Below are 10,924 nucleotides of genomic sequence, written 5' to 3' on the forward strand. Positions count from 1 at the left end.
AAAACATTCCTGAATAAGGAGACTACGATGGCACGAGCCCAAGGGGCGCGGGCGCAGATGGCGCTTGCGTTCGAGACGACCTATGGCACGCCGCCCGCGAGCGGCTACACGAAAATGCCGTTTGCCAGCACCACGCTCGGCACCGAGCAGCCGCTCCTGAACTCGGAGCTTCTCGGCTACGGCCGCGACCCGCTGGCGCCGATCAAGGATGCGGTGACGGCGGATGGCGATGTCGTTGTGCCGCTCGACGCCGAGGCCTTCGGCTTCTGGCTAAAAGCCGCCTTCGGCCAACCCGTGACCACCGGCATCGGCCCCTGGACGCACGCGTTCCAGTCCGGATCCTGGACGCTGCCGAGCCTCTCCATCGAAACCGGCATGCCGGAGGTGCCGCGCTATGCGATGTATTCCGGCTGCGTACTCGACCAGATCACCTGGCAGATGCAGCGCTCGGGGCTCCTGACCGCGACGGCCCGGCTGGTGGCGCAGGGCGAGACGGTAGGCACGACGTCCAGCGCCGGGACGCTGGCAGACATTGCCCTGAAGCGGTTCGGCCATTTCAACGGACAGGTCACGCGGAACGGCTCGGCGCTCGGCAACGTGGTCTCGACGGACATCACCTATGCCAACAATCTCGACCGCATCGAGACCATCCGTTCGGACGGCCGCATCGATGGCGCAGACCCGTCCATCGCCTCGCTCACCGGCTCGATCGAGGTGCGCTTTGCAGACAGCCCGCTGGTGACGCAGGCCATCAATGGCGAGGCCTGCGAGCTCGAGTTCGGCTACGCGTTGCCCTCGGGCGAGAGCTTCGCCTTCACGGTGCACGCCGTCTACCTACCGCGCCCGCGGATCGAGATTTCCGGACCGCAGGGCGTGCAGGCCACATTCGACTGGCAGGCCGCCCGTGACAGTGTGGTCGGCCGGATGTGCACGGCAACATTGATCAACGATATCGAGGTGTATTGAGGATGCTGACGCTCGACCTGACGAACGCGCCGCGTTGGCATGACCTCGCCCCTGGCGTCCGGCTGCAGCTGCGCCCGCTGACCACCGCGCTGATGGTGGCGACGCGAAGCGACCCGGCGGTGGAAACTGTGCCCGAGGCCGCATCGGACGAAGAACGCGCGGTTGCTTTTGCCAAGGCGCTGGCACGCCGCGCGGTGCTCGCCTGGGAGGGCATCGGCGATGCGGACGGCAAGCCGATCGATCCCAGCCCCGAGGCTGTTGAAGCGTTACTCGACATCTGGCCGATCTTCGAGGCCTTCCAGCTGACCTACGTCTCGAAGGGCCTTTTGCTGGAACAGGAAAAAAACGCCTCCGCGCTCTCGCCGAGTGGTCCTTCGGCGGGGGCGAGCGTTACTGCCAAGCCTGTCAAACGACGTGCGAAGACTGCCCAGTCCGCGCGAACCGGCCGCTGACCTTCGAGGGCTGGCAGGTCTGGGACCTGGTGGGTCGGCTTGGCGGGCAGCTGCGTGTGCTGCCCGGCGCCGTTGTCGGTTGGGACTTGTCGGCGGCACTGGCGCTGGCCGCGGCGCTCGATGTGCCATCAGCGGCCGCGGCCGAACTGCTGCCCGTCATCGAAGCGATGATGGTCGCCAAATACAACGAACAGATGGAACGTCCCGATGGCTGAGAAAAGGGTTTCTGTCCGCCTTGCGGCGGTCGGCGGGCGCCAGGTGCGTGCCGAACTGGAAGGTGTCGGCGAGGCCGGTGCCCGCGGCTTCGGACGACTGAGCCGGGAGATGGACGCAGCCAATACCCGGCTCTCCAGTTTTGCCCGCCGGGCGAAGGTGGCCGCTGCTGCCGCGGTCGCCGCTGCCATGGCCGCCGGTGTCGCCATGGTCCGCTCCGGCCTCGAGACAGTTGATGCACAAGCCAAGCTCGCACAATCGCTCGGCACCACCGTTGCCTCGATCCAGACGCTGGAGCGCGCGGGCGAGTTGGCCGGCGTGTCCATGTCCGGCATCGAACAGGCAACGAAAGACCTGACCCGGCGGCTGAGTCAGGCCGCGGCGGGCGGTGGCCCTGCGGCGCAGGCGCTGGAGCGGCTGGGCCTCTCGGCCTCCGACCTGCTGGCCCTGCCGCTCGACGCGCGCGTGGGTGCGATCAACGCGGCGATCGAGAGCTTCGTGCCGGTGGCCCAACGCGCGGCGGTTGCGGGCCAGCTCTTCGGCGAGGAAGGCTCCATCGCCATGAGCCGGATCGACACTGCAACGCTGCGCCAAGCCACCGAAGACGTGCGCGCCTTTGGCGTCGTCGTTTCGGAGCAGGATGCCGACCAGATCGAGCGGACGAACGATGCGATTTCCCGGCTCGGTTTGATCTGGCGCGGGCTGTCGAACCAGCTGGCCGTTGCTGCGGCGCCCGCGCTCGAAGCCGTCGCAAACGCCATGGCCGTGCTCGTGAACCGCACCGGCCCGCTTGGACGGGTCCTCACCGGGCTCTTCGACAACATTGGCCGGCTCACCATTTACGCGGCCACCTTCGCCACCTTCCTGGCCGGACGCTGGGTCGCCGGCATGGCTTTGGCTGTGCTCTCGGTGCGCGGCCTCGCCACGGCGCTGGTCGTCCTCCGCGGTGCGCTGATCCGCACCGGCATCGGGGCGCTGATTGTCGGCGCCGGCGAACTCGTACACCAGTTCACCCGGCTGGTCTCCGGCACGGGCGGGTTTGGCAATGCGATGACGCTGCTCGGCGATCTCGCTGCCGAGGTCTGGGGCCGGATTGGGCTGGGCCTGGCCAGTGTCGCTGCGGCCTTCGAGGCCGGATTTGCCGGGGTCCAGGCCGTGACTGCTTCCGCGCTGCAGGGCGCCATCGAGAGCGTGGTGGCTTTTGGCAACACGGCGGCGAACACGTTTGAAGGCACATTCGAAGCGATCAAGGCGATCTGGGGCCTGCTGCCCGCCGCGATCGGCGATATTGCCTTCCAGGCGGCCAACAGCCTGATCTCTGGCGTCGAGGCGATGCTCAACGGTGTCGTTGCCCGGATCAACACCTTCATCTCCGGTGTGAATGCCGGGCTCGAAGCCCTCGGGGTTGAACGCCGCATCCCGGTCGTGCCCGATCTCGAGCTTGGCCAGATCGAGAACCGCTTCGAAGGCGCTGCGTCCAATGCCGCTAGCGTTGCCCAAGCCGCCTTCGACCGCGCCTTTGCCGACAATCCGCTCACCGTGCCCGATCTTGGGCTGGTTGATGCTGCGGATGCCGCGCGCGGACGTGCTGATGCGGCGCGGGCCAGATCCCTCGATCCTGCGGGTCTGGCCACGGCACCGCTGACCTCTCTGGATGTCTTGCGCACGGCTGTCTCCGGGTCTGGCGAGAACGGCAACGGAACTGCAGAGGCCACAGCGGCCACGGAACGGCTGAACGCGGCCCTCGGCGAGACCGAAGCCGCCCTCGGTCGGGCGGGATCGGCGGCCGGTGGCGCGGGCGGCGCGCTGAAGCAGGCCGCCGAGGCCGGGAGCAAGGCCTGGGACGGGGCGAAGACCGCCATCGAACGCACGAAGGAGCTGGCCAAGGGTCTGGCCGAGGATATCACCGGTCCCCTGAAAGAGGCGCTCAAGTCCGGCGAGCTCAGCTGGCGCAGCTTTGCCCAGGCGGTATCCGGCATTGCCCGGAACCTCGCCAACCGCCTGATCGATTCCGCCTTCAAGCCGATCGAGGATGCGCTCTTCCGCGCCTTCTCCGGTGGCGGGGTGGCTGGCGGTGGCGGTGGCGGACTCTTCGGCTGGATCACCAAGGCCATCGGTGGCCTCTTCGGTGGTGGTTTTGCCAGGGGCGGTGTCTTTGCGCACTCGGGCCAGATCACCGCCTTTGCTCGCGGTGGGGTTCTGGGGAGCGGCATTGTTGATCGCCCGACCGTGTTTCCCTTTGCTCGTGGCATCGGTCTCATGGGCGAGGCCGGGCCGGAAGCAATCCTGCCCCTGCGCCGGGGACCCGGCGGACGGCTGGGGGTGGAAGCCGGGACGGCACAACCCGCGCCGCAGATCATGCCCCGGATCATCAACGTGCTCGATCCTGGGCTGGTGGGAGACTATCTCGCCACGCCGGCAGGGGAACGTGCCATCCTCAACGTGATCCGCCGCAACAGAGGGGCTTTTGATGGCTGATCTCCTCTGGCCCTTTGCCGCGCATGGCCCGGCGACCGAAGTCCTGGACTGGCGCACGGATGTTTTGCAGAGCGAGGCCGGTGAACAGCGGCTTTCGCTCAGAGATGCCCCGCGCGAGGTGCTGACCCTGCGCCATCGGCTCGACGGGCCCGGTCTTGCCGAGGCACTGGCGCTGGCCCGCCGGGGTCTGGCAGGCGACTGGATCGTTCCGCTCTGGCACATGGCCGACCGCAGCGGCGATGATGTAACGTCGGGAGGTACCAGCCTGACCATCGCGGCGCGCCCCGCCGATTACCGTGCACCGGGCTTTGCCGTTGCCGCCAGCGATGGCGGGGAGGCGCATCTGCTTTCCGTTGCCGCGGTGCATCCCGCGGGAATTGATCTCGCAGCTTCAACCGGTGCCGATCTCACCCACCCGGTGATCGCACCTGCGCGGCGGGCCCGCTTGCTGGCGCCACTGGAGATCGAGCGTCGGCATGCGGATCTCGGCTTTGTCACCGCGCGCTTCCTGCTGCAGGAAAGTGCCGATCTTTCGGGGCTGCGCGGCACCGCGCTTTACATCGCCATCGACACCAGCACATCGATGTCGGGGGCCAAGATCACCGCGGCCATGGCGGCGGTGCGGGCCCTGGTCGATGAACTGGCCGGCAGTGTGCCACCCGCCTTGCGCAACGACATCTGCATCCTGCTCTGGAACGAAACAGTCGCCGACATGCAGGTGCGACGCGAGGCTGACCGCCAGGACCTCACGCAGCTGTCGGGCTGGCTGGCCCAGCCCCCGGTCCTGCGGGGCGGTACGGATTTTGCCATGGCGCTGAGCGAAGCCCAGGGCTTTTTTGCCGGCGCTGGAGCCAAGCGGCGGATCATCCTGTTTCTGACCGATGGGGAGCCCTATCCACTGAGTTCCGCCACGGCGGCCGTGGCCCTGCTGGAGACGATCGCGGATGTGGAGGTCTACGGGTTCAACATCGGGCTCACCAATACAAGCTGGACCGCGATGCTGGACAACACCCCGTCCGATGGCGTGCCGGTGATTGCGCCCGGCGATACCGACAGCCTGCGCGACACGCTGCTCGGTACGCTCTTCGGCATTCCACGCTACCGCGGCCGGGATGTTCTGATGGACCCGAGTATCCTGCGTCAGCCTTTGGCCGAGACCCTGTCGCAGAGCTTCGAGGGCGTCGACAGCGGGTTGGGCCCGGTCGTGTTCGAACCTCTCCGCGACCTGGTGGAACACGGCTCCGTTCTGACGCTAAAGGATATCAGCCCCGGCAACACCTGGTCGCGGCGCCGCTGGCTGCATCATCTGCGCGGCCGGGCCCGGGCCTTCTGGCTCCCCACCTGGGGCCGCGAGCTTGTCCTGCAGCAGGAGGCCCTTGTCGGCGACGATGTCCTGATCGTAGCGCCGCGCCTTGAGCCATCCGATTGGATCGGCCGGCATGTGCTCCTGGACCTGCCGGGACAGCCGGTCTTCCGCGTCATCACCAGCGCAAGCCTCGATCCCCTCGGCCTGCGTCTCGGGATCGACCCGCTCGACCGGGATCTGCCAATCGCCACGCCGGGGCATCTCGTGGACCTCGTGCGGCTCGATACTGACCGGATCGAGATGGAGCATCGGCCTGTCGGCACCGAAGTCAGCTTCCCCTTCCTGGAAACTCCGGATCCGGTCTGAGCCCATGACCCATGATGATCTCGAGATCTCGACCGCAGAAGGTCGACCGCTCTTTCTCTATCGCTTCGCAGAAGGCCCGCAGACTTGGCACTTTGCCAGCCGGTCATCGGATTGGGTCGTGCCCGGCAGCACGCTTGCCGATGAGCCGGGCGACACCACATGGACCGCCTCCGCGCTCGCCCATGGCAACGTGGTCCAGAGCGGCGATCCGCGCCGGGTCGATCTGAGTCTCACCTTTCCGCTCTCCGATCCCTTCGCCCGCCGCTGGCTCGGGCCGCGGGGATCGTCGGTCACCACGCTCACCATCTTCCGCGGCCATGAGCAGGTGCCGGGGGAGCTGGTCGCGCATTGGAAGGGCCGCATCGTCTCGGCCCGGGTGGAAGGGGTGCGGATCGTTCTCAGGGCAGAGTCGCTCTTCACCGCCATGCGCCGCCAGGGCGTGCGCGCCCGCTATCAGCGGCTCTGTCGTCATGTTCTCTATGCCGGTGGCTGCCGGCTCGATATCGAGAGCTTCCTGGTCCCGGCGACAGCGACGGCCCGCTCCGGGCAACAGATCACCGTGCCCGAGGCGGCCGCGCAACCCGACGGCTGGTATCGCGGCGGCGTGTTACGCCACGCAGGCCTTCCGGGCTTCATCACCGGGCACACCGGTGTCACCCTGACGCTCTCAGGCCGCATGCCTGCACTCGAGGCGGAAATCGACGATCCCGGCCTCACCGCCAGCATCCAGATCGCCCCCGGCTGCGATCTGCGCCGCGACACCTGCGCGAACCGCTTCGGCAACCTGCTGAACTTCGGCGGGTTCCCGGACATTCCGGGCAGGAACCCGTTCGGGGGGACGAGTATTATCTAGTTTCACGAGGATATCAGGCCGCCTGGTTCCATTGAGCGGAAACGGTTTGATATCTGAAGGATACTCGAGCAATGGCAAGTGGTCTCAGATCGACCTTCCATGTAAGTTTCAGATTTTGTCAGTATCAAATGGTCGAGGTGCATTCGAGCGAGAAGCAAACGCATCTGCTTCGAAGTTCGTGCGACTAGGCGCGATCGAGGCAGGCCCGCAGATATTTCGTCACTCCGGAAGTCCCGCATCGGCCAGCCGCGCAATCAACTCGTCCTGAACCCTGCTGTCCTGGAACACCTCTCTTTTGCGCATATAGGATTGGGTAAGGTCGGGCGTCATTCCCGTGGCGATTTGAACAATCTCTCGTGCCGTTTCGGTATCTCCCAAAGCGACATGGCATGCGGCGCGGTACATCCTACAGTCGCGGGTCTGGTAGGGCAGACCTTTAATAAGAGCGATCGCATCGGCGTAGCGGCCCAGCAGGTAGTACGCTGCGGCCCGCTGTTCCGTCAGCCAAACCGGGACGAACGGGTCGAGGGCTTCCGCCTTGTCCAGAAGCTCCAGGGCCTTCTCGATTTCTCCGACGCAGAGGTAGTATCCTGCAGATTTGCCCAGGATGTAGGCGTCGTTCGGCGCGTTGCGCATCGCTCTTTCGTGAAATGCGCGCGACTCGTCGAACCGACGCTCCCAAATCAGGATCGAACCCAACACGCGGTTCGCTTCCGGGTCATCGGGGTCAATTTCCAATGCCGATCGTAAGCGCTTGCGGCCGTCGTCCCAGTCATAGTCGTCGAGCCACGAGGCCGAGCACACCCACATAGCGCGAGCGCGCGCAAAGTTGGGATCGGCTTCGACTGCCTTGTCGAACCATTCCATCGACTCGCGGATGTTGTCGTCGGTCACACCACCGCGGCGATATGAATCCAGGCCGCGCAGGTAATACTCATATGCCGTCAGCGACCCAGTCGGTTTGCGGCGCGCGACCTCCGTGTCGGCGACCAGCATCCGCCCCGTCACCGTGGCGCTCACCTGAGCGGTGATCTCGTCCATTAGATCGAGAAACTCATCAAATGGACGCTGGACGCGATCGGACCATACGACCTGACCAGCATCGGTTTCCGTCAGAGAAAGGTTGAGGCGAATTCGGTCGCCCAGCAAGCGCATCGAACCGCTTAGGACATAGCGAACGCCAAGCCTGTCTCCGATTGCCTTGGGCTCCATCCCGGCAACGGCGGCACTGGCGCTCGAGGAGACGACAAAGAGACGTGAGACCCGGCTCAACTCGAGAATCAGGTCGTCGGTCATTCCTCCGGCCAGTGCCTTCTGGGTTTCGTCCGCGGACCCGGCGGCGGCCAAAGGGGCAACGGCGATCGAGTGCGGACGCTTGTCGGGTGTCTTCGCAGTGCTTTCCCTGCCTGGTTGCCATCGCTGGCTGGCAAATTCGTCGCGTACGCGAAAGATCTGGATTGGTTCGCTGATCCCCTTGAAGGTTCTTTCGCCCAGATCATCGAAAATACAAGGCGAGTTGCGACGAACCTGATCAACCAGCAATCTGCTGGTATCGATTGCGCCCGGTTCCGCCTCAGACTGTATGCGGGCCGCGATGTTTACGCCGTCTCCCCGCAAGTCACCTTCGACGTCCATTACATCGGCAATGTGAAGGCCGAACCGCATGTCTTTCGGCGAACTGGCGTCGACCCTCGCCAGAGCTCCGCGGGCCTCCATTGCCGCCCGAAGCGCATTCACAGGACTGGAAAACTCGGCGAGCACTGCGTCTCCCGCGCGGCTGAAGACGCGTCCATCATGCTCGTTCACGGTTTGCGCCACTGCTCCCAGACAATTTTGAAACCGACGCACCGAACCTTCTTCGTCGCGCTCCATTTGCAAGGTTGAGCCAACAATGTCGCCCACCAATATGGTGGCAAGTTTTCGATGCATGTGTCGGACATCCTCTCCCTGAAGAGACGCACTCGACGTCAAGTCTGAAAACAGGATAACTGCGTATCCGTAAGATTATTTTGCATTAAAACCCTGCAAAACGCGAGCCCATTCCAAGTGCAGCTTTGTCGGGTAGTCTGTGAGATCCGACTTCCACGCCTCCGTCGGCTCCTCCATGATAAGTTAGCTTTGCCCGAAAACCAATCTGTCGCGCCACGCCAACACACCGCCCTCGTTGCATCCGCGAAACTGTGAAAGCCTCCCCCTCATGGTCTGGAACTTTGTCGTCCAGATTGTCGCCAGCCTTGTGCTGACGGCGATCTCCTATGTGCTGGCGCCGCGTCCGAAGACGGCGCCGCCGAAGGCCGCGGGGCTCGATGCGTTCGACCTGCCCACGGCGGAGGAAGGCCGACCCATTCCGGTGGTGTTCGGCACGGTGCTGCTGCGCGGGCCCAACGTGGTCTGGGCGGGGGATCTGAAGGTCGACCCGATCCGCAAGTCCGGAGGCAAGAAGTGACACGGGTGATTGTCCGGGATCTGCGCGCCGCCCGGCTGTGTTTGCAGGGCGCGCGCGGCTGGTTTGCCCGCCACGGGCTCGACTGGCAGGTCTTCCTGCGCGAGGGCTGTCCGGCCGAGGTGCTGGCCGCCACCGGCGACGCGCTTGCGATGCGGGCGATCGCCGAGGCGGAGCGGCGCCTCAGTTCGGAGCAGGAGCAGAGCCATGGGTAGTTCCGTCATCGTCGGCTATCGCTATGCGCTGGGGGCGCACCTGGCGCTCTGCCATGGGCCGGTGGACGTGATCCGCGAGATCCGTGTCGATGACCGCACCGCCTGGTCGCTCGCCGATGGCACGGTTTCCGGAAGCGGCGATGGGGTCGGCGCGGTGACCACGCTTCTCACCAATGCCACTGCCGCGGCCTTTCCGGCCGGCGAGCAAGGCAGTACCGCCGCGCTCAACATCTACGGCGCGAACGGCATTCCCGGCCTCTCCCTCGGACAGGCGCTCGATCTCACGCTGCCGGGCAGTGGCACCACCTACCGGATCGTCCTGCGCGGCATCGCCTTTGACGAGCGCGAACACCTGACCTGGATGCAGGTCGAACCAAAGACGCTCTCCTTTGCCTTCCAACCCGTGAGCCTCAGCACCGTGCCCGGCAGCGGATCGTCTGGGGACGAGGGAGACATTCCCGCGCCGGGCACCCGCATCCGCATCGACAAGCCCGAGCTCTTCGGCGGCGAGAGCCGTGAAGGCGGCATCGTCGGCGATATCGACATCCTGATGGGGGCACCCGACCAGGGGCCCAACAGCTACCTCGCTGCCCGGGCCGGAACAGAGGTGCCCGGGTTCCGTGGACTCTGCAGCCTCGTGCTGCGCCAGGTCTACATGGGGCTCAACCCCTATCTGAAGCCCTGGGCCGTCCGGGTCACCCGAATCCTCACCGCCGAGGACGGTGCGGCGCAATGGTACCCGGAGACGGCCGAGATCGCTGCGGTGGATCCAGAGAGCGATCCGACGTCCGATCCGGGCCCGGACATGAACCCGGCCCATATCATCCGCGAATGCCTCACCAACCGGACCTGGGGGCTTGGATACGGGGCGGCGGATATCGGCCCCAGCTTTGCGGCTGCCGCAGACCAGCTCCTTGCCGAGGGCCTTGGCCTCTCCCTCCTCTGGCAGAGCGATGCCAGTCTCGAGGAGTTCCTCGGAGACATCCTGCATCACATCGACGCCCAGCTCTATGTCGACCGCCGCACCGGCCGCTGGGAGCTGAAGCTCATCCGTGACGATTACAACCCCGAGACCGTGCCGGTCTTCGATGCCACCAACGTGGTGGACTGGGGCGAGCTGGGCCGGCGCGAAGCGGTCGATCTCGTCAACAGTCTCACCGTCACCTTCTCCGACCTGCGCACCGATCAGCCCGGTTCCGTCAGTGTCACCGACACCGCCCGGGTGCAGCTGATGGGACAGGTGATCTCCACCACGGTGGACTATCCCGGCGTCCGGCGCGAGGACCTCGCCGTGCGCCTGGCCGAACGTGACCTGCGGGCCCTTTCGGCGCCGCTCCTCTCCGGCGAGATCACCGTGAACCGGCAGGGCGCCGATCTCGATCCCGGTGATGTCATCCGGCTCGTCAATCCCCGCCGGGGTCTCGAAGGCGCGCTGATGCGCGTGGTCGAGATCGATCACGGCGACGGGCGCGACAACCGGGTCCGGCTCCGGCTCGTGGAAGATGCCTTTGCCCTGGGCGCGACCGCGCTTGTTGGCGGAGAAGTTGCGAGCCCGCCCACATCCTTACTGTCTGCCCCAAAACCGCTGTCGCGCCGGCTGGTAAGGGAATCCCCGTATTGGCTTCTGGTGCA

10 protein-coding genes are annotated in these 10,924 nt (G+C 65.7%); 9 read left to right on the plus strand and 1 reads right to left on the minus strand.

Annotated features, from left to right (window positions below; genetic code table 11):
- Positions 1-27: 27 nt before the first annotated feature.
- Genes MB818_RS21355 through MB818_RS21380 form a run of 6 tightly spaced genes read left to right on the plus strand, consistent with a single transcriptional unit; the run spans position 28 to position 6,634 of the window.
- The gene (locus tag MB818_RS21355; protein ID WP_238906413.1) at positions 28-966 is read left to right on the plus strand and encodes a phage tail tube protein; all 939 of its coding nucleotides are present in this window, start codon (positions 28-30) and stop codon (positions 964-966) included.
- 2 nt (positions 967-968) lie between these two features.
- A complete protein-coding gene (locus MB818_RS21360; protein ID WP_234217558.1) occupies positions 969-1,418 on the plus strand; it encodes a phage-derived protein YdaY family protein in 450 nt (149 codons plus the stop codon).
- 29 nt (positions 1,419-1,447) lie between these two features.
- Positions 1,448-1,633, plus strand: a complete 186-nt coding sequence (locus tag MB818_RS21365) for a DUF7697 family protein (protein ID WP_234163885.1) — start codon at positions 1,448-1,450, stop codon at positions 1,631-1,633.
- The gene (locus tag MB818_RS21370; RefSeq protein WP_238906402.1) at positions 1,626-4,109 is read left to right on the plus strand and encodes a phage tail tape measure protein; all 2,484 of its coding nucleotides are present in this window, start codon (positions 1,626-1,628) and stop codon (positions 4,107-4,109) included. The genes MB818_RS21365 and MB818_RS21370 overlap by 8 nt, the downstream gene beginning before the upstream one ends.
- Entirely contained in the window at positions 4,102-5,781 is a 1,680-nt protein-coding gene (locus MB818_RS21375) for a vWA domain-containing protein (protein WP_238906404.1), read from the plus strand. The genes MB818_RS21370 and MB818_RS21375 overlap by 8 nt, the downstream gene beginning before the upstream one ends.
- A 4-nt stretch (positions 5,782-5,785) precedes the next feature.
- On the plus strand, positions 5,786-6,634 hold the full coding sequence (locus MB818_RS21380) for a phage BR0599 family protein (RefSeq protein WP_238906406.1): 849 nt from the start codon (positions 5,786-5,788) through the stop codon (positions 6,632-6,634).
- Positions 6,635-6,853: 219 nt separating this feature from the next.
- Here MB818_RS21380 and MB818_RS21385 read toward each other — a convergent pair whose 3' ends face one another.
- Positions 6,854-8,563: an adenylate/guanylate cyclase domain-containing protein gene (locus MB818_RS21385; RefSeq protein ID WP_238906408.1), complete on the minus strand. Its 1,710-nt coding sequence runs from the start codon at positions 8,561-8,563 to the stop codon at positions 6,854-6,856.
- Between the two features lie 268 nt (positions 8,564-8,831).
- Here MB818_RS21385 and MB818_RS21390 point away from each other — a divergent pair, with 268 nt between their 5' ends.
- From MB818_RS21390 to MB818_RS21400, 3 genes are all read left to right on the plus strand, one after another.
- Positions 8,832-9,080: a hypothetical protein gene (locus MB818_RS21390; RefSeq protein WP_164128633.1), complete on the plus strand. Its 249-nt coding sequence runs from the start codon at positions 8,832-8,834 to the stop codon at positions 9,078-9,080.
- Positions 9,077-9,292 carry a hypothetical protein gene (locus MB818_RS21395; RefSeq protein WP_238906409.1) on the plus strand — a complete coding sequence of 72 codons (216 nt, stop codon included), beginning with the start codon at positions 9,077-9,079 and terminating at the stop codon, positions 9,290-9,292. The genes MB818_RS21390 and MB818_RS21395 overlap by 4 nt, the downstream gene beginning before the upstream one ends.
- A partial coding sequence (locus tag MB818_RS21400) for a phage tail protein (RefSeq protein ID WP_238906411.1) occupies positions 9,285-10,924 on the plus strand: 1,640 nt, incomplete at its 3' end. The genes MB818_RS21395 and MB818_RS21400, both read left to right, overlap by 8 nt.

The sequence above is a fragment of the Ruegeria alba genome (assembly GCF_022321465.1).
GTDB classification, from domain to species: domain Bacteria; phylum Pseudomonadota; class Alphaproteobacteria; order Rhodobacterales; family Rhodobacteraceae; genus Ruegeria_B; species Ruegeria_B alba.

Excerpts from the sequence above, each read along its gene's own strand:
- MB818_RS21385 (WP_238906408.1), bottom strand. The coding sequence starts at position 8,563 with ATGCATCGAAAACTTGCCACCATATTGGTGGGCGACATTGTTGGCTCA.
- MB818_RS21375 (WP_238906404.1), top strand. The coding sequence starts at position 4,102 with ATGGCTGATCTCCTCTGGCCCTTTGCCGCGCATGGCCCGGCGACCGAA.
- MB818_RS21360 (WP_234217558.1), top strand. The coding sequence starts at position 969 with ATGCTGACGCTCGACCTGACGAACGCGCCGCGTTGGCATGACCTCGCC.
- MB818_RS21355 (WP_238906413.1), top strand. The coding sequence starts at position 28 with ATGGCACGAGCCCAAGGGGCGCGGGCGCAGATGGCGCTTGCGTTCGAG.
- MB818_RS21390 (WP_164128633.1), top strand. The coding sequence starts at position 8,832 with ATGGTCTGGAACTTTGTCGTCCAGATTGTCGCCAGCCTTGTGCTGACG.
- MB818_RS21380 (WP_238906406.1), top strand. The coding sequence starts at position 5,786 with ATGACCCATGATGATCTCGAGATCTCGACCGCAGAAGGTCGACCGCTC.
- MB818_RS21370 (WP_238906402.1), top strand. The coding sequence starts at position 1,626 with ATGGCTGAGAAAAGGGTTTCTGTCCGCCTTGCGGCGGTCGGCGGGCGC.